The organism is Candidatus Uabimicrobium helgolandensis (genome assembly GCF_041508025.1).
Lineage (GTDB): Bacteria > Planctomycetota > Uabimicrobiia > Uabimicrobiales > Uabimicrobiaceae > Uabimicrobium > Uabimicrobium helgolandensis.
Genome location: NZ_CP165719.1, coordinates 1 through 23,772, shown reverse-complemented (window position 1 = coordinate 23,772; position 23,772 = coordinate 1). Strand labels below are relative to the sequence as shown.

10 protein-coding genes and 1 pseudogene are annotated in these 23,772 nt (G+C 35.7%); 5 read left to right on the top strand and 6 right to left on the bottom strand.

Translation table 11 applies throughout. The features are described from left to right. Window positions 1-107 precede the first annotated feature (107 nt). Window positions 108-1,430, bottom strand: coding sequence for a hypothetical protein (locus UABHE_RS00055; RefSeq protein WP_372368060.1), 1,323 nt, complete (start codon window positions 1,428-1,430; stop codon window positions 108-110). A 314-nt stretch (window positions 1,431-1,744) separates the two neighbouring features. On the opposite strand from UABHE_RS00055, the gene UABHE_RS00050 reads away from it, so the two are divergent. The 3 genes from UABHE_RS00050 (at window position 1,745) to UABHE_RS00040 (ending at window position 6,769) form a co-directional block, all read left to right on the top strand. Continuing rightward, window positions 1,745-2,527, top strand: coding sequence for a hypothetical protein (locus tag UABHE_RS00050; RefSeq protein WP_372368059.1), 783 nt, complete (start codon window positions 1,745-1,747; stop codon window positions 2,525-2,527). Then, window positions 2,524-4,488 carry a BatD family protein gene (locus UABHE_RS00045; RefSeq protein ID WP_372368058.1) on the top strand — a complete coding sequence of 655 codons (1,965 nt, stop codon included), beginning with the start codon at window positions 2,524-2,526 and terminating at the stop codon, window positions 4,486-4,488. The genes UABHE_RS00050 and UABHE_RS00045 overlap by 4 nt, the downstream gene beginning before the upstream one ends. Window positions 4,489-4,588: 100 nt before the next feature. After that, the gene (locus UABHE_RS00040) at window positions 4,589-6,769 is read left to right on the top strand and encodes a protein kinase (RefSeq protein ID WP_372368057.1); all 2,181 of its coding nucleotides are present in this window, start codon (window positions 4,589-4,591) and stop codon (window positions 6,767-6,769) included. 114 nt (window positions 6,770-6,883) lie between these two features. Here UABHE_RS00040 and UABHE_RS00035 read toward each other — a convergent pair whose 3' ends face one another. From UABHE_RS00035 to UABHE_RS00015, 5 genes are all read right to left on the bottom strand, one after another. Further along, a complete protein-coding gene (locus UABHE_RS00035; protein WP_372368056.1) occupies window positions 6,884-8,680 on the bottom strand; it encodes a TolC family protein in 1,797 nt (598 codons plus the stop codon). A gap of 104 nt (window positions 8,681-8,784) precedes the next feature. Next, window positions 8,785-10,917 carry an efflux RND transporter periplasmic adaptor subunit gene (locus UABHE_RS00030; protein WP_372368055.1) on the bottom strand — a complete coding sequence of 711 codons (2,133 nt, stop codon included), beginning with the start codon at window positions 10,915-10,917 and terminating at the stop codon, window positions 8,785-8,787. Next, a complete protein-coding gene (locus tag UABHE_RS00025) occupies window positions 10,917-12,749 on the bottom strand; it encodes an efflux RND transporter periplasmic adaptor subunit (RefSeq protein ID WP_372368054.1) in 1,833 nt (610 codons plus the stop codon). Before UABHE_RS00025 ends, UABHE_RS00030 begins: the two co-directional genes overlap by 1 nt. A gap of 9 nt (window positions 12,750-12,758) precedes the next feature. Further along, on the bottom strand, window positions 12,759-13,145 hold the full coding sequence (locus tag UABHE_RS00020) for a DUF3467 domain-containing protein (protein ID WP_372368053.1): 387 nt from the start codon (window positions 13,143-13,145) through the stop codon (window positions 12,759-12,761). Continuing rightward, window positions 13,145-14,971: a TolC family protein gene (locus UABHE_RS00015; RefSeq protein WP_372368052.1), complete on the bottom strand. Its 1,827-nt coding sequence runs from the start codon at window positions 14,969-14,971 to the stop codon at window positions 13,145-13,147. Before UABHE_RS00015 ends, UABHE_RS00020 begins: the two co-directional genes overlap by 1 nt. Before the next feature lie 254 nt (window positions 14,972-15,225). On the opposite strand from UABHE_RS00015, the gene UABHE_RS00010 reads away from it, so the two are divergent. Together UABHE_RS00010 and UABHE_RS00005 are read left to right on the top strand one after the other, a co-directional pair. Continuing rightward, window positions 15,226-16,017 carry an efflux RND transporter periplasmic adaptor subunit gene (locus UABHE_RS00010; protein WP_372368051.1) on the top strand — a complete coding sequence of 264 codons (792 nt, stop codon included), beginning with the start codon at window positions 15,226-15,228 and terminating at the stop codon, window positions 16,015-16,017. A gap of 548 nt (window positions 16,018-16,565) precedes the next feature. After that, a pseudogene (locus tag UABHE_RS00005) lies at window positions 16,566-22,445 on the top strand (isopeptide-forming domain-containing fimbrial protein); the annotation flags it as partial. Between the last annotated feature and the right edge of the window lie 1,327 nt (window positions 22,446-23,772).

The window sequence follows — 23,772 nt, the reverse complement described above, 5'->3', positions numbered from 1 at the left end:
CTTACCACTAAGTTTCCATAATTATATAACAGGGACACGCCCTAATTGTCGTCACATTATGACAGAAAATTGTTAAATGTCTAGAAAGGTTTATAATTTTACTTAAATTATCGCTTGCTTACAGCAACAACTCTTTCGAATTTTACTCCTTGACAAGAAGGACAAAGAAGATTCCTTCTACCCGATTTAACAAAACCTTTTGCAGCACACTGTGGACAAATTTTCCACTGTTCTTTTTCAATCTGTAGTTTATTTAAATAGAAGAAAGCATGTAGCCACTCTCTTTTCTGCGAAGAAGACTCTTTTTTCCACCAATCTTCTTCACTAATCTTCTGAGAAGAAACAGCAACTCTTCTTGCCTTAAAAAAAGATTGAATTTTATCAAAATTTTCAACCCGTTCAGTATCGCGCCCCAACCCCACAACAAAGGTGCCACGGCCAAAATTATAACGTTCAAGATTATCTTTCCCACGTTTTTGTAAAAAATTCTCTACCTCAGTTTCAGAAACAGCGTACTTCTCTGCAATTTCTTTCATGATTTTACTATATGTTTCGTTGAGTAATTTTTCTTTTACCACTTCCAAAGTACTTTTACGATCTAAACTTAAAGAAGTAATCTCAGAAGAAATTCTACGAAAAAATAGCGGTGCTATACTTTTTTTGTAGTAAGACTGTTCTGACTGAGAAATTCTTTTTAAATAATCATCTATCTCTTCTTTTGTCTTATAAGCGCGTAGCTCTTCCAAAGCAGACCTCGCATCTCCATATCGCCCTGCACGCAAATATAATTGATATTTACGATAAGCCTTCTGTTCTGCCTGTTCTTCTGAAAACTTATCAAATGTGCCAGCTAAATCTTTTGATTTTTCAGCATAATCAGGAGATAACTCCTGCGCGCGTTCAAAATGTTTCTTCGCTTGCTCTACAGCGCCAACTGCTACTAAAAAATTAGCCAATTTCCATTGTTCATCAGCGTCATCAAAATTATATTTTTTTTGCTCTCTACTATAAATCTCATTAATAGAGTATACATCAGTAATCTCTATTTTTTGTTTTTCAATGTTCAAAACATTATTTCGAGGAACAGAAATATCACCATTTTTTGTTTTTACAGTTATCGATGATCCCTTAGATAAAAGGCGACCTTTCAAAGTTGCACCATTGCGTAAATAAAGAACAACTCCTTTAGTCAAACTAATTTTAGGAGTATCAGTTGCTAACCCTAATTTTTTCTGAAGTTTTTGTTTATTGATTTTGTGAAGAAAAGCCCATTTTATTGTAAACTCTTTTTTATCAAATGTTTTTAAAATAAAATCTTCTTCAGAGTATTGCAATACCACTCCATGCAAAACAGTGCCATCTTTTAAGGTAATTATTTCAGCAAAAGTAAAAGTTCCAACTATATACAACAAAAATAACCATTTAATCATAATACAATCCTAACTAGGCGATGTTTTTTACAAGGGATGTAGACAAAATAATCTAATAAAACTACGGTTGTACTACATTTATAATACCTAGCTAAAATACAAAACTTCACCGTAATTGGGACATTTTATTTTGGTCACATACCTAACCATTATCAATAAATTTTGTAAAATTATATATATTATATTATAATAGAACGCTTTACTTCATCAAAATAAGTAAATTTACTGGGACTAACTTTTGGTGATCACCAAGGTACTTTACAAAAAAACGCGTAATAAAGTGCCTTAGCTAACATTTTTAGAAAGGTCTATCAGTGGTCTCTGAAAATAATAATGAACAAAAATTACGCTGGCAAAGAATCAAAAAAGAACTTCAGGGAAAGCTACAAAAAAACAATGAAGTAAAGCCTAGCAAATTCGACATGCTCACTGACAAACAAAACTTCAACATAATAAAAAAAAGAGAATATCCTGTTGGAGCAGAAAGTATCTTTGTTGAAGCAGAAAAAACCAAAAATGTGCTTGGAGCAGAAGAGCGTAAAAAGCTTGCTAGTCTACAAGTTTCTATAAAAAAAATATCAGAAGTTCTAAAAAAAGCACAAGTAGAACCTGTTTCGGAAGCAGTAGTACATCCCCCAACACGAGAATTAACAAAAAACATTCCTAAAGAAGACTGGGATTTACTATTTAGCCGCCTAAAAAAAATACAGCAAGGGGAACAACCGTTATTGCATTCAGAGCTATCAGATTTTATCTCTCAACTGAACGCAATCATCGCCGAGCATATAGAAATCATACTACAAATTATTGGACACGATAAAGAAGAGCACTCATTTAATAGAATACTAACCTCTTCTTACTTGTCTGTCATACAACGTGAAAATGAAACACTTGAACTTATTATCATACGTTTTTCAAAAAGCCAACAAAAATTAATAATGCTTTATTTAGATGAATTGCCTAATGAAAAAGAGAAAAAAGAACTACTAGTAAGTTTTTTACTGGGGCAAAATCCTAAGTTCTTCATTACTCACAAAGAAGCTAAAAAAATAGCATTTCAAAAAAGTGTTGCAAATAAAAAGCTAAAAAATGAATGAACAGGGTTCAAACAGCTATTCATTACTCGCAAAAAGGTGTAATCACAGCCTATTATTACCTTATAGATATTTATTCTCCAGTTATCTATTTACTAGCCCTAACAAAGCTACACGATAATACGTTAGCACAAAAAGTAACAGAAGAAGTATTTTTTCGCACTTACAATAATCTTAATAATTTCAAAAACAAAGTGTGTTTTCTCAAATGGATACAAGTCCAAACCAATAAAATGTGTCATAATATTATATTGGAGAAACAGGTTGCGCCACACAAAGAATTACAGCTATTAACTTGTATTCCAGAAAATCACAAGATTTGCTTACTACTTAGAGAACTGTACCCTTCTACAGAAAAGATAGCCTTTATGCTAAATATTCCAGAACGCGAAGTAAAATATACGCACAAAAAGTACTCTAATACTCTATTAAAAAAAATACCTCTTTCTGTAGATACCCAAAGTTGCAAAAATAAAATAACCAATAAATACCGTAAACAACCTTTTCAAAACTATCTTCAACATTTACTACTAATTATTACAGCATCTTTTTTTTGTTTTTCTTTGCTCATTCCTTTTCCAATGCAATTTGCATACGCATTTTATCTTTCTTTTTTACTCATTACGTGTATTAACAAACTGTACATTTTTATATCGCGCTACACATACAGTAAACTATGGAAAAAACTCATTATAGTACTTATAATGATTAACGTGCTATACTCGCAACCTGAAATGTGGGCTGGTGTAGATAAACAAAAAGTCAACGAAAAAGATCAAGTTATCTTGACTATAATAGTAAGCGGCAAAGAGAAATATATACCTTCATTTTCTTTAACAAATTTGAAACAAACATCGAAACCGCAAACAATTGTAACAACAGAAATTATAACCAATAAACAAAGTACCGTTATAAAATATATCTACAAATTGCAACCGCAAAAAATAGGGTTAGCTAGTATAGTCAATATACAGTGTAAAGGAGAAAAGAAACTTTATACTCAAGCGCCTATAAATTTAGAAGTAGTACAACAACAAAGCGAAAACTTCCCTAGATTTTTTGCGCAACTCCAACCACTCTTTTTTGAAGTTTATCAAGGTCAAGTTTGTCCAATAAAACTCGATTTTTATTGCCCGTACGATACAAAAATTGAACGTCTGTCATTTGCGCTGAAAAAATCAACATCTTACTACAATAGAAACCTAGAACAACAAATACAGGCCCTAGAACGCCAAGAAGTCTTTATCTACAAAAAAATATCGAACAACTTAATAATAATTCCTACAGACTCTAAGAAAATAAATATTGGTTTGGAAAAATTTGAAGTTTATACCTTTACAACCGAATCAAAAAATCTTTTTGATAAAGAATTCGGTGAAGATAAAGACTTTAACGATGATTTTTTTAGAAAAAATCCTTTAAACAAAGACTTTGGTGCAAAACCAGTTGCCTTTCCTTTAGCAACATCAAGTTTAACACTTAAAGTAATCTCATTGCCTAATGCCCCTAGTAATTTTATAGGTGCTGTAGGACATTTTTCAGCTACTGCTCGTTGGAAAAATAATAGCTTGACTCAACTTATCCTTTCAATATCAGGGAAAGGAAACTTAGAAACTATCACCAACACGTTTCTACAAAAAAGTGATTTTTTCAAAGTAAAGTCAATAAATTTAAGCCCGACACAATATTTATCAAATGAAGAACTTCAAGTCAAAAGAGATATAAACATACAATTAGAGTACATAAAAAAAGGGCTTGTCGCTGTACACCCTTATTTTTGTTATTTTCATCCACAACAAAAAAAATATAAATATATTGATATATCAATAGCTCCTGTAGAAGTAGACATAGAAAATAAAAAAATAAAGCCATGGTGGAAAAATAATGCTTTTATACTAACTTTAGCACTTATCACAATCGTAGTTTTTGGAGTAATTATTACAAAGACCAATAAAGTTAAATAGCCGTATAAAACAATCAAAGCAAAATTTTAATTAATCATACATCTAAGTACAAAGCAATATCCGAATATTCCAAATTCTTATAATTTTAGAAGTGTAGCAAATGACAATTAATTTCAACAAGCAACTATTAAAGTTATCCCACTCCTTTCTAAAGCAACTACCAAAAGCTATTTCAGAAATAGAGCATTTGTGGCAAGAGATATACCAAAGTGATTGGAAACAAGAAGAGTGGGGTGAAGTACAAAAACAATTTATAGGGATAAAAGAAAATTGCAAAATTTTTGGATATCGTGGATTAAATAACCAAATCAAAGATTTAACTAATCTCTTTGAACAAATCTCTAACATTGGAAAATGTACTATTCAACAAAAAAAACAAATAACAATATACATCAACGAAATTAAAGAAGAAGTAGATATCAACATAAACGAAATCAAAGATATCCATGTTGAAAACTACCAACCAGTAGAATATGATGACTACACTGAAATTTTTATCTACCAAAATAACCAAGAAATTCCGCAATTTGAATTGCTTTCTCATAATAGACTATTTCACGAAGAAAAAAGTTTTTTTAATGCGCTAGAGTCTAGTATTCCTCGATGCATTATTATAGACATAAAAAATCCAAATATTGACTTCCCAATTGCAGAAAAAATAGTCAAAAGCAAAATAGTAGAAAACTGCAACATTCCAACTATTTTTATCATCGATAGTAGCGATTTTAGTCTACAGCTTAAAATAGCTAAAATAGGTAGCTTAGCACTAACTCGTCCTCTTGATAGTAAGAAACTAGAACAAGCAGTAGCAGAACTTTGCCCTACAAATAAGCAAATCCCTAAAATATTAGTCATAGATAGCGATACAGCTTGTGCAACATTTTATTCTTTGTTATTGAAAACTTTTGGATTAAAAACTGAAGCTGCTACAGATCAAATACAAGCGATAAAATCTGTTGCTAACTTCAATCCAGACATTATTTTAATAGATTTTCATTTTGATGATGATGATGCAATTAATATTGCAAGAGAAATACGAGAATTTCGCGAACACACAAATACTCCTATTATTTTTATATCTTCAGAAACTAAGACCCAAAAACAGTTCGAAGCAATGCAATATGGAGATGACTTTATTGCCAAACCAATAACAGCAGAAATGCTAGTTAATCTGATTCGTGTATGGCTCCAATTCAAAAATTCAAAAATTCAGCATAGTTCTGTGCGTCTCAATCGCCAGAAATTCGTTTCTCAAGTTAATTCAAAAGAAAAAGAGGTAAAAGAAGCACAGTCAACACTTGTTAGTCTGGAAACTAAAATAAAGCAACTAGAAAAAGAGATAGGTGATATAAAGCAGCTTCCTGAAAGCAGCGAGATTCCACGCAATACTGTTATACCAGGAACAAAAGGAAATTCATACACTATTGAATCGGTGATGGCCCGTGGAGGGATGTCAATCACTTATGTTGCAAGTGAAAATATAACAGCAAAAAAAGTGGTGGTTAAAGTACTGTCTCCAGAATACAGCTCCAATGTGAAAGACGCGATGCGGTTTTTACAGGAAGCAGAAACCATAGCAAAACTAGATCACCCAAATCTAATAAAAGGCTACGATTATTTCCAAAGCAGCAAAATATGTTATATTGTCATGGAATACATCTCTGGAACTTCCGTAATGGAAATGATCGACCATAACCAACAATTGTCTCCTAAATACTCATTGGAAACGATCAAATCTATATCATATGCTTTAAAATACATGGAGGCAAAAGGTCTCGTTCACCGCGACATAAAACCAGAACACATCTTAGTCACAAAAGACGGTACCACAAAATTAATTGACTTTGGTATACTAAAAACTACAGAGCGTCCATGTTCTCTTACAACAGTAGGAGTTGTCCTGGGAACACCTTACTACATGTCACCTGAACAAATATATCAAAGTGAAATTGATATTCGCAGCGATATATATTGCCTAGGCGCAACACTCTTTCATATGCTTACTGGTAGCGTTCCATTTGACGGTGAAACACCTATAGACGTCATGCAAAAACGTTTGTTTTCAACACCAGACCCACGCCAAAAAAATAAAACACTTTCTAACAATATCTCGCAGTTAGTACAAAAAATGATGAGCAAAGAACTAAAACTCAGACACAATTGCGTTGATGAATTAATATCTCATATAGAAGAAGTCCAAAAAAGCCTAAAACAACCTCAAAAGTTAGCCAACCAAAAAACAGAAAGACTACACAATCCAAAAGCAGACAATCATAGTTAGTAATGCTATTTTTAATTCTGAGTCAATTTAAAGGTGTAGGGCATAATACCGCCCTACACTTCCGCTTAGTTTAAGCGCATCTTACAATATTTAGCATTGTTAAATATCAATAGATTATTTCGTATGCACTCCGTATTTATTTTCATAATCACGTAGTATTGTGCGCCACACAGGTAAGCCATTTTCGTCCTCTTCAATCACATTTTCGATTTTCTCAAATGCAAGAAAAGTTCCTTCTGAACGTTTTAGATTAGTTATCGCTAGATTATAGTCAATCATAGACTTTACTAGTTGAAACTGTGTTTCTAGGTGATTATTTTGTGATTGAAGTAATGCTTGCAAGAAACTACTAACACCTTTGCTGTCTTGTAATATAGTCTCTAGTACACGACGCTTCTTAAGAGCATCAATTTCTTTTTGAGCTGCAATAAAAGCTTTTTGCCTAGCTAAAAACTCTTGGTAAGCAGTTTCTACCTCTCGAATAGAAACTTTTACTTCAAAAAGTACATTTTCTACTGTTGTTTTAAATTGATTGATCAACTGACGCTTCTCTACTTGACGCCTAGTGTGCCTAGCGCGCGCTTTTCTGTTCCATATAGGATACTCAAAACGAAATCCAAATCTAGCTCCAGGATCTCCTCCAGCAAACTGGTCACTAAAGGCTCCTCCAATGTCATTATCAGCACGCAGCCCTGTAAAAGCAAACTCGACTATACCATCTAAAATTGGCAGTAGCTCATTTTTTGTCATATTCAAACGAATTGTTGAAGAACGTATTTGTAAATACGCTTGCTCTAGTTCTGGACGATTTTTAATCGACAACAATAACGAATTGTTTAAATCAACATCAGCCCACTTAGTAAAAGGAATATCAAGAAGAGCTAAATCACTTATTGCTTGATTAACATATTGCGGATCATTAACTAAGGCAAGAAGTCTATCTTGGGCATTCTTCACAGCAGTTTCTGCTCGTATAATACGAGCGCGATGAAATGCTAAAGCTGCTTCTGTATGATAAATTTCACTTTCCAAAGCATCAAAATTACTGCGTTCTTTCATTTCACGATGGATTTTTTCTATATTCTCTAACATTGTTTGCCGCAACATCAAACCTATTTGTGTGAGATAAAGCCCCCAATATGCTCTTGTTACCTCTAAGAGATGTGTCTCCAATTGCCGTTTAAATTCTTTCTCTGCTATTTGCGAATCAATTTGTGCTAAACGATATAAACTTTCATTGTACTCAATACCTGCACCGCGAAGTAAAGGCTGAATAATGCTTACAGACAAAGTAGCTATGGATTGAGCATTAGGATCTGTAAATTCTGAGTTATTTTGTATACGCTGTAGTTTTTCACCAATATGCAACTGCGTACCTGGAGAAAACTTTTTCTTAACACCTGCTTCAAAATATAACTCGTTTTCCTTAAAGTCATTGTCATTACCTGTCTTCAAAACATTCCCCACAGGCTCATTGACACGGTTATAGCCACCTTCAGCGTAAACAACCGGGTCAAACTCACCTTCAGCGTCTTGGATTCCGGTACTACGAATAACTGGAATATCAGCAAATACTTTCACTTGATTTGAGTGGCTCAAAGTTTTCAAATATAAATCTTTTAAAACAATAGATTTAGTTTTTTCGCCTTTTTTGCCTCTTACTTGTTTATACCACCACAATTCATGAATATTAATTAACGGATCTTCATATTTTGCTTTTTTCACTTTTGGTTTCAATGTTCTATTTGCTTCTGTAGTTTCTTTCTTTTCTTTTTCTATTCGTTCTACATACTCAGTTGTAAGCTCCTCGCGATATTCTTTTACAGGCTTTACCTCTTCTTTGGGAGAGCCATAAGGCGTACAACCTACTATTATAATTGCAATAAATAAATAATTTAAAAATATATTCATTTTTTTCCTCCATTTACCACAGAACCAAAGGTCAACACCTTGCAGCGTGTTTAAACGAGCCATCAATTTAAGCAACAGACTCAAATCTCGTTTCCGCCACATCCCTAAGAGTTTTGACTCCACGTATCTTGAATCCAATCTTCAATCATAAAATAAAGATGCATACCAATAGTTTTCTTTTGTTCATAAATACGCACGTAACCACGGTGACCACTTTTTAAATCTTTATGTTTAGAAAGTGAAATTTCAGCTCGAAAATAAGGAACAACAAATTGATAATTTCCTTCACCATCATTTTGTACTGGTAAATTACCTCCACCAATAGCTGCAAGTGCTGGATGCAATATATTAGTTGTTGCTGTTGGATGAATTTTATCCAATGTTCCTGAAAAATTTTTCTCCAAACTCGGAACATAAATAACCAAATCTCTTTTACTCAAAAGCACACTGTACTGGTCAATATCATCCTGGTGAATAGCAATGACAAACTGTTTGTCTTTAGAGTCAAAAATAGTAACTGCCTCAGAACCAACAGCAAGATAAGTTCCAAGTAACTGCGTAATATTCCGCGTTGCAACAATTCCATCTATAGGTGAAACAATCACCAGGGAATCTACTAGTTTTTTTTGTTCTGTTCTCTGCTTTTCAAGATACAGAAGCTTTTCTTTTTCTATCTTTGTAGCAACTAAATCTTCTTGTTGCAGTTGACGAATTCTAAGTTTTGTTTCCTGTATAGTTAACAGTAAATTCATATACTCATTGTCTGCATCGCGGTTCTCTAGCTTTAACAACTTTTCACCTTTACGTACAGACTGCCCAACATCAACATATATTTTTTTCACAAAACCAGGGCAATACACGCGCGCAATTTCTTGTTTTTTATAAACAATAACTCCTGAAGCTTCAAGTCCCTTTTCCCATGTAATTGTAGTAAATATAGCATACACAAAATAAACTAAACCACTTGTAAGAACAACAGAACGCCACAAAGCTGGTCTTAACATTTCATTTCCAATGAACATGTACTTGAGTAATTTTACAAAAGGTAGTATTGCAAACACAAAAATGTACACGATACTTAAAGCAATTCCTGCACCTAGAAAAAGTAAACTTGTTGCTAAAGCAATTCCTGCATAGATCAAAATGCGCCAAATCAGGGCACTTAAACCATAAGTAAACAAGAAAAGCCGCGTTTTAAACGAATCTTCATTAAACGAACATAAAACACCTAATAGATATTTTTTTCCAAGATATTGTAAATATCCTTGTGCTCTTGAATAGAGATTTACTTCTTCGATATAATCAGCTAAAGCATAATACCCATCAAATCTCATCAGCGGATTAGCATTAAAAAATAGAGTGGTAATACTTGACATCAAAATAATTTCGTAACATACTTGGTTAAGCAAACCAACAGACGTTTCACTCCATATAAAAGTAGCAACTGCCGCAACCAAAAGCTCTATCTTCATACCTGCAAAAGCCACATGGATTCTTCGCCATTTTGAAGACAAATTCCAGCAGCTACTAGTATCTACATATCCCATAGGAATAAACAAAATAAAAAGAATACCTGTTTCGCGAACTCCAGCACCATGATACTTGCAAACTAAAGCATGCCACAATTCGTGCACTACCTTCAATAAACACCATACAATAGCTAAATGTAACCAATTATTAACACTTAAAACACGACCAGCTGTCAAAGCAAAACGATCCCACTGACTAAGAACCAAATACAAAGCCCCGACAACACACACTATCCACACACAGAAAAATCCCCAACCCAGCAAAGGGCGCATTAAAGGCAATATCTTACTTAAAATTTTATCGGGACTACCAAAAGGAAACTTAGGAAATAGTAGTTTGCTTACTCCATGCGACAAGCCAAAAAGTTTCCAAGTGTCATCTATTTCTTGAGGCTTATTCGTTTCGAGTAAATTAACATTCCCAAGCCAGTGCAACATTTGCACTACTTCGTTTTGTAACAAAGCATCTTCAGCCATGGTATCAGCCATAATCCGCATAGCCTCTGCCACAGATTTCTTACCGTTTAGTAAAGAAAGGAACTTATACTCATTTACTCCAACCCGATAATACCTAGAATTTACAGGATCTTCAATAACATAGCATGGGACATTTTTGATTATTTGAAACGTAAATTTCAAATTACTTCTCATACGCGGGCGTAAATTTTCTAAATCTTGAACAGCTAAGTCAACTAGAGAATCCATCATTACCACCACATCTTTGTTTTAATCCACGATAGAGGACGATGTAACCACAGCCACCAAATGGGTTGCTTTCCAGCCAAAATACGAACTTCACCGCTCATTCCAGGTAACAGTTGTTTTTGATCATTAGCTAAAGCCATCTCACACACAAAAACATTGTTTCCATCTTTTACTTCGGATATAGGTGACATATACTTCAAAGAGCTTTCCCATGATTTTTCAGGATAGGCGTCAACACGCAATTCTACCGAAGATTCTAATTCAAGAAAACTTACGTCTTTTTCATCAACGTAAGACTCCACAAGTAGTTTATCAACAGGCGCTACTTCAAAAAGTACTTCTCCTACAGATACAGGAGTACCAATAAACTTATCTAAATCTCCTTGTAAAAGAACGCCAGAGTTAGGAGAACGAATCTCTAAATGCTGTAAACGATATTTGAGTAATTTTAATCGTTGTATAATTTTCTTTTTTTCCACGCGCGTTATATGATAATCAGCCATTTTTTCTTCCGCAAACAACAAAGACATTTTTTTTGTAATTGCTGCCAAGGATTGCTCTGTAGCAATATATTCAATTTGTAATTCGCGATCATCTAGAGTTGCCAGTAGTTGATTTTTCTGAATTAAATCTCCAGGTTTACAATGCGAAGTTCTTAAAATACCGGCAAAAGGAGCTGAAATAGTATAACGTGTTGTAGGAACAACTTGACATTTTGCACGTATGTGATGAGCCCAAGGTAATTGAACTAACCACAAAACGGCAACAAAAGTTGCTACAAAAACCCAAGTTCTCAACTTACGAACAAAAGTTCCACAATATCTTGCTCCGCGCACCAATATATTGGCTCGCGTTTTTTTTAATAAAGACATAACTTCTGCAACGTGCGGTGTAACCGCTTCAATAAGATTCATATCTTCTTGTTGCGGAGCTGTGTCTTCCCACATAAAAATCCACACTGCAATAGCTTGCTCTTTATGATTAAACATTGGAACAGTAATTATATGATCACTATTTGCTTGAATTTTCAAATCCTTATGCGCCACATCAAGCTGTAAAGTGCGATCTTCATCAGGTAAAGGATAAAAAATAGTTTTCTTCTCGCGCACAGCTTCTTCCATCGCTGCTTCTATTTTCTTTACCAGAGAACTACGTTTATCAAATGTTTCGCCATCAGACATTACAACTAACTTAGTTTTAAACGTCTTTACAAAACCCATAGCTATACGCTGGCATTTTAAATGCCTCTGTATTTTTTCTACAATATTTTGCGCAGATTTATACAGTTCTCCTTCACAAATAGCGCCATGGATTAACTCGATAGCAACACCAACTCGGTCGGCAATTTTTTCTTTTTTCTGAGCATCTTTACCTATTTGCATAAAAGGAACATAGGTAGCAATCAACTGTAAAATAAGAATAAAAGGTGTTAATTGCTCTTCTTTTTCAATCTCAACAACCAAACATAAAAATTTGTTTGTTCCCATAATAGGAGCTAAAATAAAGCGCCATTTTCGACTAGCAAGAGATAGGTTCCCAATAACAACATTTCTATTTTTTTTGCTATTCTTTACACTTTTCTTTATTGCCGTACACACCAATTGCCAATGTTTGTTTTCAGGTTCTAATAATTTTTTAATTGATAAATTAACTTCTTTATTGATGATTTCACAAAGCAATGCTCCGCGAGCATTTGTTAACACACTTATAAAGTCAAGCAACGTTCGATAAAAATCCTCTTGTTGATGATAATTTTCAAAAATTTGCAGTACAGTACTTTGGATCTCGAGTGGATTAACAGACAAAGATTGTTGATGAGCTATTTCATTAGACATAATAATTTACTAACGTTTAATCTTAGGAAATGATGCCGTCGTTTTTGATGCAGTCCCACCTTTATCAACAGGAAGTTCATTTTTTACAACATCTTTTATTTCGCCGTACTCTTTCTCATATTTCATTACCGTTTCAGAAAGAACAGCAAGTAAGCGTTTTGTATTTACATAGTTCATTGCAACTCTAGTATGCACGGGAAGAACGATTTCTCCAGGATTTACCCCTGGAAATAATGAAGCTGCAAAATTCAAAAAAACTTCATGGGTAGTTGCTTGTACACTAAACTGGCTACAGTAAGAGACATCTGTACTTTGAAAGCTTAGTTTTACAGGCGCCGATGTTTGTTTTTTTTGTGCAGGTCGTACCGTAATTTTTTTGTTAGTTTTACCAGACATCACTTGCTCTCCTTCGTTGTTTTTTTATCATCATATTTAAACTGTTTTTCATCATCTTGAAAAATACGTACATTCTTGTTATTGCTTTCCAACTTACCTCGTTCATCAAGTACGGTTTTCCAAGTAGGCAAATCATTTTCATCTGTTTCTTTTATTTGTCGTAAGCGCTCGAAAGCTAAAAATGTTCCTTCCGCTCGTTTAAGATTTGTCAGTGCTAAATTGTAATCAACCATAGATTTTACAAGTCTAAATTGTGTATCAAGATAAGCATTTTGGGCTTGCAGCACTAGTTGCAAAAAATGAGCTGTATTTTTATTTCCTTCAAGTATTGTTTCGAGAACACGCCTCTTACGAAGAGATTCTACCTCTTTTGTACTCGCAACATATGCCGCTTGTTGCGCTAAAAATTCCTGATAAGCTGTTTGCACTTCGCGAACAGATACCTGTACTTCGAAAAGTATACCTTCAGCTGTTGTTTTAAATTGACGAAGTAACTGTCTTTTTTCCACTTGCTTACGCAAATGTCTTGCTCTTGCTGTATTATTTGGCAAAGGAAATTCAAAACGAAAACCAGCGCGAAATCCTAGGTTGCCTTCGGAAAATTGATCTCCAATAGCCCCTTCCATATCATTTTCTGCGCGCAAGCCACTAAGCCCAAATTCAACAATTCCATCAAGTATCGGCAATAATTCATTCTTGCTCATATTTAAACGTACGGTGGCCGCTCTAATCTGCAAATAAGATTGTTCCAATTCAGGGCGATTGTGAAGTGCACGCTCAATGGAGGTCTGCATATCTATATTTCTCCAACGCGTGTAAGGTACATCAAGAGGAATGAAATTTTCAATTTTCACATTTTGGTATTCAGGAGCATTAATAAGTGACAATAAACGATCTCGAGAATTTTTTACTTCTGAACGTAGTCTTATCATCTGCGCTTCGTGTAATGCAGCATTCGCTTGAGTATGATAAACTTGACTTTCCAAAGCATCAAATTGTTTGCGCTGCTTCATTTCTTGCGCAATTTTTTGAATGTTCTCATACGATTTTTCTTTTAATTTTAAATTCACTTGCGCTAGATACAAAGTCCAATAAGCACGTGTAATCTCCAGCAGATGTGACTCCATCTGCCTCTTAAATTCATTTTTGGCAATTTCTGTATCTAACTCAGCAAGGCGAATAACACTCTCATTATACTCAATTCCAGCTCCGCGCAAAAAAGGTTGTATAATAGATAAAGTTAATGTAGCTACTGACTGTGGATTTGGGTCAAAAAAATCAGAATTATTCTGAATTCTTTGTAGTTTTTCTTTTAACTCTACGCGTGTCCCTGGGGCAAATTTTTTGCGAATACCAAACTCAGAATATAGCTCGTTCTCTTTCAAACGATTATCATTTCCACCTACCTCTAATACACTAGTAACAGGACGATTAATACGATTATAGCCACCTTCAGCAAAAATAATCGGATCAAAATCCCCTTTTGCTTCCATAATACCAGTTTCACGAATAACAGGTATATCGGAAAATACACGCACTTGATTAGAATACTTCAAAGCTTTTTTGTAGAGCTCACCTAACTGTAAGTAACTTCCGGGAGTCTTCCCTACCTGGCTTTGTATATCTCGATACCACCAAAGATTGTGAATCTCAATCAGTGGTTCCTTCTTTGTATACATTACCTTTTTCTGGGCACGTTTTTTATACTCTTTGGTCAAAAAATTACGATATTCTTTTAATGGTTTAACTGAATCCCTTGATGCTCCGTACGGAGTACAACCACATATGACTATAAAAATCAACAGTGTTATTATGATTTTTTTCATACAACATCCTTTACTATAGACACAAATAATTGCAGTTATAAGCTAATTTAATAAACAAAGAGCACATCTCTTTTTAATATTTCTCTTTTATTTTTTATTTTTTTATTTCTTTTAATACTTATATTATATATAATAAATCGTGCGTATATTTTTCAAAAAATATTCGTATACGCCTTATAATTTGATTTTAGTGTAACGCAAAATACATGCCATTCATTAGTATCAGCTTACTTTTTAATGAAAGATCTAAAAAAATGCGCTATTTATACCTACTGCTTTTGCTAGTTACCTTAAGCGCCCAAGAAACATTTTCAGGTACAACAAAACCCTTTCGGCAAATAGAGGTTGCGGTGCCAGAACCAGGTATACTATACAAAATCAAATCAACAGAAGGTGACTTTGTGAAACAAGGTCAAGTAATCGCTTATCTCGACGCAACATTGCTACGTTCGTCTCTCAAAATAGCAATCGCACGCGCTAAAAGTAAGGGAAATATTGATGCAGCACAAACAACCCTGAAGCTAGCGCAAAAAAAGCTCCAAAAGATTTTACAGTTGCAACGACAAAATCACATACGCGCTGAAGAGGTAGAGAAATCCCAAGCAGAAGTAGACCTTGCCACAGCAAAACTATTATCAACAAGAGAAGCTCAACGAGTCCACCGCTACGAAGCAGAGCGCATAAAGCGACAAATTGATCGCCATATTATCCGTGCTCCGATCGCTGGTATCATTCGTCAATTACTAAAACATAAAGGCGAGAGTATTTCTCCTTCAGAACCACTTTGTATATTAGTACAGTTAGATCCAATAAGAATTATATCCTACCCCAACTTCAAACAAAGTCTAAAGCTCAAACTCAAGCAAAAAGTAAAAATCTCAGTTGACTATAACAACGCAATATATGATGGATATATATCGTTTATTGATCCAGTCACTGATGCGGCAAGCAATACAGTAAAAGTAACAATTACTGTACCAAACAAAAGTCGTTCATTAAAAACAGGAATTATTTGTAAAATACAAACGGCTATAACACAGTCCTAGAAATAATAACGATTTTTCGTCGCAAAATCTCGCCCCTGATTGACGGCCCGTCGTCAAAAAAAACTCCGAATTAATAAATTTTAGTTAATTTTTTTATGCAATTTTAACTAGAGCGTGCCATCATTCAAAATATTGTGTGTTTTTCGAGCCCGAGCCCGTTTGCGAGCCCGTTTCCGAAACTTTCACTAACAATTTATCAAAGAAGCAAAGTTTCTTTTTCCATCGCAAAAAACTAGTATTGAACCAATAAATCACTTTCTGTCGCTCTCAAAAAGTTTTCGGGCGCGGGCTCGCAAACGGGCTCGGGCTCAATACTACTGGCGTACCATTAAATGAATCCGTTATATTTTTATCTGTATTGAATGATGACACGCCCTATTATAAGCATAAAACAAATAAAATCACACGCCTACTCAAAAATCGGCATTAAAATTGCTGCATAGCATTAATATACATACATATATCAAAAATCATATCATACAAATATATAAATATTACTAACGCAATTTGAGTAGCACTATTAAAATTAAATTTTCGGGGGCATAGATATGAATAAAAGAAAAAAACTACTACTTGAACCGCTAGAACAACGGATCATGCTAGATGCTGTACCCGATGTACAGTTAGATGTTCCTGAGTCAGGTTTCTTGAATGAAGCCTTCTCTTTTGATATTACATTCGAGAACAGTGGCGACCAAGAAGGTTTTAAACCGTTTATTGACTTAACTGTACCGCAAGGTGTAGATATAGATAGTATTCAATTCGCAGGAACAGAACTAACAAAATCAGAAATAGAATTTGAAGACGCAGATGGCGACGGTGTATTTACCGCCAATCACCCAATCACAGGCGAACCACTAACACAAGATACCCAAGATGGAACAATAGCACTTGCCACAGTATTTGCTGTAGAGATTCCCTTTGGTAGCTTCACAACAGAACAAACAGTAAACCTTGATATAACAGGAACCCTAAATAACGAATCACTACTTGGAGTTCCAATTGACATAAAAGCGCAAGGACTGTTCGCTTTTGGAAATGACGCTCTAAACAACCCTGGGCAAGATCCAGCAATACGCGGTGATTTGCTCACTTCACCAATTACTCCAACAGTAATTGAATTAGAGAAAGAAAACGACGCTCCAGAAGGAGAAACAGCAACAGGGCCTAACTTCGTAAGAACATTCACTTTAAGTCTTGATATTGCTGATCAGGAAACAGTAGACAACATAATTATAGTCGACACACTTCCTGACAACCTAGAATTTGTCGGTGTTACCGACAACGGCGGTGGAATTGTTAATTTCGATGCTGACACAAATCAACTGACTATAGACCTTGGAAGCATTGACGGGGAACTAGGAGTTGATCGTACAATATCCTACCAGGCGTTTGTAAAAGAGTTCGCCGGTGATGGTTCTAATGTTGTAAACCCCGTCAATGGTGGAGCTGGTGTCTCCATAAACGAAGCAGAGGTAACAGCAGAGTTTACCGACCCTGACAATCTTGTTATCGATACTGATGACGATGGCATTGCCGACGCCCCAGAAACAGTTGTGTTAACAGATGACGCACAAAGTACCATAGAAGACCTAGCTCTTGCGATCCAAAAAAATGCAGCTATTGTCGAAAACGCCAACACAAATGTAGAGGGTGTTTCACCTGGAGATACAATTGAATACACAATTAATTTCCAAGTTTCTGACTTTTTTGAACTGCAAAATTTAGTGTTCAACGACACATTCTCCGATGGACAAATATTTTTTGAAGACTTTTCACCTACATTTGAAATTTTTAATAATAACGGCGAAGCTACAGTAGCTACCCAATTTGCAGCCACAGATTTTGATGTTGTTGTTAACGCAGATGAAACCACTAGCGTTGAATTTCGTATAGACGGTGATTTTACAGGTGGACTATCCGACGATAGGGCACAAAATAACGGTGGTTTAACAGGACAAATAAAATTCCAAACAACCGTCTTGGAAGAGTTTAAACTCGACGGCGAAAACGTAGATGTTGGTGACAACATAACCAACAATATAACAGTTAGTGCAGAAATAGATGGTAATCGTTTTTTATTCGATGACAGTGGCACTGTATTAACTATCGACGACATTGAAGCCCAAAAGCAAATAGTTGCATTAAATGGAATCAATTCCGACTCAGGTTCCGTTGTTCCAGGGGACACAGTAACTTTTAGTTTATTCATAGATTTACCAACTACAGATGTCGAAGATTTTTTCATAAAAGACTTTTTACCACTGCCAGTTTTCGAAGCTATAGAGTTTGATGGTGTTGTATTTACTAACGAAATTAGTGCTGATCCTCCCGAAGCAGGAGTAATACGTTTCGGTGATCGTACAACAGGGTTACCAACCAATCCAGACGGAACAATCATCGATGAATTTATTCCTGATATAGTTATAGACGAAGCGCAAAACTCCATTCTTTTTGATTTTGGCGATATTGAAGTAGAAAACGCTAACAGTGCCCAAATAGAGATTCTTTTTACAGTAACAACAACCGATGCACCATTTGGCGAAGGTTTAAAACTGACGAACCAAATGATTGGTAGCTTTTCTGGCTTAGCTGAACAAGGAATCATTAACTTTACAATTCGCGAAGCTGTACTTGACATTGATAAAGCAGTAGTCTCTATTTCAAATCCCGATGCTGAATTAGTTGGTCCAATAGGCCCAGTAAATTTTGCTGATCCAGGAAGTAATGGAGTTGCTTTTTCTGGAATCATCAACTCGGAAAATTTAGAAGACAACCGCATCAACTCAAATGTTGAAGATGTGAATGGTGGGGACTTAGTTAAGTTTGCAATTGTTGTTGAAAATACCGGAACTGCCGGAAACGGAGCTTTCGACATCGTAATATCCGACAACTTTCCTCCAGGATTTGAAATTCCAGATTTAAATGATTTTCCTGAAGGGTTAAATCTACAAGTAACCGATGGAGCAGGAAACGTATTAGATTTTACGCGAGCGGATGACGGAGATATAGTCACAGGCTTAGAGATTTTTGAAGACGGAATTAAACTTATAGACGACCCTGGTGATCCAGATAACAGTGTACTACCGTCAGGAGCCCTTGATCCTGCTGCATTTTTGCAAATCGATCCTGTACAAGGTGAAGTTGAAGTCGCCAATAACACAGGTTCAAATATTGTCGTTATTACCTACGACCTTGTAGTTGTCGATCAAGTTCCTGCTAACTCCAAGCATGTCAATGAAGCTTTTATTGATAACTTTGCTACCGCAGAAGGTGGCGAAAATTTTGCGATCGCTGACAACGGTAATCCTGGCCTTGATCTAAGTGACAAAGCTGTTGCCATTATTCAAGACGTACAAATTGACAAGCAAATTACCAATACCTCGGTTAATAACGACGTTAATCGCGAAGTTGCCATCGGTGAAGTAGTAACTTTTCAATTAGAAGTAACATTACCAGACGGAACCAACGACTTAAATTTAGTAGACAACCTTCCTCCAGGTTTCGATTTTCTTGAGGGTAGTGAACGTGTAATTACTGATATTGATGGTGATGGAAACGATGACTTTGATGGACAAAATGCAGCAGATGGTTCTTTTGATTTTACGCAAGTCATTTCTCGTGACACAGTTCTATCACCAGAAGTAGAAATAGAACTAGAAGTATTCGTTGAAGGTGTTCTTGTAGATGATGTTAATGCGGCGGCTGATGTTATTGCAGCGGGGGACAATCTTGTTTTTCAAACGACTCTTACTGGGGCAGGTGACACGGATGCTTTAGATATCGTATTAACTAGCGACATTCCACCGACAACAGTAGTTAATAGTGTTTCTCTTGATATTCCAGGTGTAACAAATGGAGCAGTCGAACTACAAGAAGGCAAACACTTTACTTTACGAGAAGGTAAAGTTATTTTCGATGGAATTGATGATATCGAACTAAGTTTGACAGACGATCTCGGTCTTGGCGGCACAATGGTATTTACTATTGATACAACTGTAGCCAACGTAGACTCAACAACTATTGACATAGAACAGGTTGCGCGCGTAAACGATGTAGAATTAGATGCCGCAGGAATTGCTGCGTTACAAGAAGGTGATGTTATAGAGTTTTCTACTACACTAACTCATAATGGAACAACATCTTTTACTATAAATCCGCCTGTTTCCTACTTAGAAACAATACCAACAAACACAACTTTTGATCCTGAATCGGTAGCAATTATATCAGAAGGATTCATTCGTCCATTAAACGCAAACTCATTTACATTCAACAACGCCACCGGAGAATTAGAAATAACGCAATTTGGCGGTACACAGGATCTAAGTGTTGGTGAAAGCATGAGAGTAAATTTTAGCGTTGTTGTTGGGCAAGATCCTGTTGCCGAAAATGAAATACTAGAAAACGATGTTGTTGTCGATATAAAGCCAGTCGCCGTAACAGACCTAAGTGATATACCAAGTGTTAATTTTGGCGGAGATGTCTCTGGTAACTTAGCCTTTACTTTTCGTGATGTCGAAACATTTAATGACAGTGGCACATTTATAGTAGAATACAAAGCAATTGTAACCAATGATGCCGCAAATGTTGGGTTAAACAATCCACTTACTACACCTGAAATTAGTAACGCTCAAGTAATACAAACATTATTTGATGCCGACAAAAACCAAACAACGATCAACTACCAAAACCAAATAAGAAATGGTGATATAGACAGCGCAGAAGATACCCTAGAAGCTGCAACGCGTATTATCTTTACAGATACTCCTGTAGGAAAATTAGATACCAACTCTGTAACAGCGGAAGGGTTTGGTTTAATAGAGGGTACACACTTTACTGTAGAAAACGGTGTTTTAAATATATTCGATTTAAGCGATATTGAAGATCTTGAACCAGGACAAGCAGTAATTATAGGTTACACATCTGTTGAGACAGGAGAAATAACTAATGTTGATGATCAAAGCTCTGTAGAATTTCTAGGCGCAGAACAAACAGTACTCAACAACGAGGTTTTTGCGGATGTTCTCAATGATGGGACATCTGCGGTAAAAGATATCGAGCATGTAATTGTCACTGAACCGCAAATCGTTGTTGAAAAAGAAATGAGCGAAGGGATTTTTGATGCGGGTGACACAATAGAAATCACTCTCAAGATAGCAAACCCTAGTGCTGTTAACCCTTTTACTGGTGAAGACTTAGAACTTGGCGCTACGGGAGCTGCTTTCGATATTGTTATAGAAGATGTACTAGACAACGAACTATTTACAGCAGGAACTGTAATATTTACAGATACACCAGACGGATTTGTCGGTTTAGAAATCGACAATGGCGATGGCACGAGTACCATACAATTTGCAAATCCAGTAGACACTGATGTATCAAATACGATTGCTGTAGACCAAGAGTTGACCTTCACTTTTTCTGTAAAACTTGCTACAAGTGTAAATGGGAATGAATTTATCACCAACACTTTTAGCGTTACAGAATATTCCTCTGTTCCAAATTTAACAGACAGTATCCCCTTAGATGAAGATAATCCTTCAGAAGAAGAGCAAAGACAGTTAGATGATGATGCAACAGCGATTGATAACCAAAGAACTTTTGACGCTGTTGATTCCAATGAAGTTGAACTACAAATAAACACAATAGAAGTGCAAAAAGAAATCATTGGAGACACAGATTTCACCATTGGTGACATTATTAACTATCGTGTAACGATAGAACTTCCTGAAGCGACACTGCAAGAGTTTACCTTCAATGACATTCTTGATGAAGGTTTAGCATTTGTAGGTGTAACATCCATTGTGGCAGCAACGGGAATTACAACCGATATTGGTAACTTCGCTGATGTAGCTACAAATCAGGCAATTAGCGATATCGGTGCTGGCGACACCAGTGTAGCAAGACAACTTGATCTTAATTTTGGAACAGTAGTTAATACAAACTTTACTGATGGATTAGCTGCAGCTAACAATACAATTACAGTGGAATACCAAGCAGTTGTACTCAATGCAAACATAGTGCAAGACGGTGAAAGCTTTGATAACACTGTAACCATTAGTTACGAAGGGCGTAACCCTGATGCTGATGATGCTACAGCCTCCATAAACGTCGTTGAACCAAATGTAACAGTATCAAAAGTGGTTATCGATGCAGAAACTGGCTTACCAGTCGAAAATACTGAAGGTGATGCTGGAGACCAACTGTTCTTCCAAATTACCCTAGAAAGCGATGGTAACGCAGATGCTTTTGATATTGTTTTAACAGACTTAATTCCTGACGGAATTTCTTTAGTTGCAGGGTCTTTACAAACAATATCAGGTAACGCTGATGAGCTCAATGAAGATGTAGCTAACAATAGCATTGAAGTTATTGTTGAACAATTAGCTGTAGGTGAAAGTATTACAGTTCAATTTCAAATAGATGTTGAGGATGATGTAGTACTAGGTGAAGCAATTGAAAACGTTGCAGATATTACTTTTACAAGTTTAGGAGACGTGGAAGAACAACTACTAGTGGATGCTGCACCAACAAATGTTCTAGCTGTAGAAAGAACAGGAGACCCTAATGATCCTGGAGAAGACAATAATTTTATAGATGACGATAATGCTTTCGTTACTATATTTGAACCGGTACTCAATAAATCAATAGTAGCTACCTCTGCTGACCATACAGATGCAGACGACCCAAATAATGTACAAGTAGCTATCGGTGAAGTTGTTCGTTTCCGACTCGATATAGAATTTCCTGAAACAGTCCTTGATGCTGTAATTATAAGCGATACTCTAGCAGATGGTTTACAATTTTTGGGTAACACAACACTATCTTTTATTGCTGACGAAGATTTTAGTAACGACGTAAACTTAGAAGGTGCAGACAACGACGCAATTCCACCTACTTTTGATCTAGACGCTGTTGCTGGTGCGGTTGTACAAAACGGGCAAGATATTCAATTCAACTTAGGCGATATCCAAAACAACGACCGCGACGATAGCGTTGAGAGAATCATCATCGAATTTGATGCTCTTGTTACCGACGATCTAGCAATAAATGTCAACAACACTGAACATCGCAATACCTTTGATCTAAACGGTGATCAATTACAAGACGCAAGAACTTCCAATGAAGTTGAATTAAATGTTGAAGAACCAATACTACAAACAGCACTCACACAAGAAGTAAATGGAAATGTAATAAACACTGGAGACATTGCCAATTTCGATGCTGGCGACATAATTACATATACCGCTGATATTTCTCATGCTGGAGACAGTCAAAGTGACGCCTTTGACTTAAATATATCATTAGATATACCAACAAACACTGTGATTGATGCTACAAGTTTTGTCATAGGTGGCATTGCAGTCGATCCAACGCCTTTTATTGTTGACGATGGAAACGGTAATTTAAGCATAGAACTAAGTGCAGATGACTTAAACAATATTTCTGCTAATCTAGATGATTTGGCTCTTAACAATACTTTGACAATAACATACGACACAGTAGTTCAAGACCAAGCAAATCCAGGCGATACATTTGCGATAGACTTTGATGTTGATTTTACCACTTTGCAAGGTGCAGTGGATGACGATGCAAACGATCAGATTATCGAAGAGCGAACAAGAAGCGTTGCAGATACTATTAATATGGAATCTGTTAAGCAAATTGCTGTCGAAACCAACATTGGTGTAGACAACAATAATGATGGAGTTGTTGACCTAACGAACTTCCAAATTGGTGACGATGTTCCTGTAC

What these genes read in the sequence shown, in the direction of transcription:
- UABHE_RS00055 (WP_372368060.1), bottom strand. Translation starts at nt 1,430, where the DNA reads ATGATTAAATGGTTATTTTTGTTGTATATAGTTGGAACTTTTACTTTT.
- UABHE_RS00045 (WP_372368058.1), top strand. Translation starts at nt 2,524, where the DNA reads ATGAACAGGGTTCAAACAGCTATTCATTACTCGCAAAAAGGTGTAATC.
- UABHE_RS00040 (WP_372368057.1), top strand. Translation starts at nt 4,589, where the DNA reads ATGACAATTAATTTCAACAAGCAACTATTAAAGTTATCCCACTCCTTT.
- UABHE_RS00035 (WP_372368056.1), bottom strand. Translation starts at nt 8,680, where the DNA reads ATGAATATATTTTTAAATTATTTATTTATTGCAATTATAATAGTAGGT.
- UABHE_RS00030 (WP_372368055.1), bottom strand. Translation starts at nt 10,917, where the DNA reads ATGATGGATTCTCTAGTTGACTTAGCTGTTCAAGATTTAGAAAATTTA.
- UABHE_RS00025 (WP_372368054.1), bottom strand. Translation starts at nt 12,749, where the DNA reads ATGTCTAATGAAATAGCTCATCAACAATCTTTGTCTGTTAATCCACTC.
- UABHE_RS00020 (WP_372368053.1), bottom strand. Translation starts at nt 13,145, where the DNA reads ATGTCTGGTAAAACTAACAAAAAAATTACGGTACGACCTGCACAAAAA.
- UABHE_RS00015 (WP_372368052.1), bottom strand. Translation starts at nt 14,971, where the DNA reads ATGAAAAAAATCATAATAACACTGTTGATTTTTATAGTCATATGTGGT.
- UABHE_RS00010 (WP_372368051.1), top strand. Translation starts at nt 15,226, where the DNA reads ATGCGCTATTTATACCTACTGCTTTTGCTAGTTACCTTAAGCGCCCAA.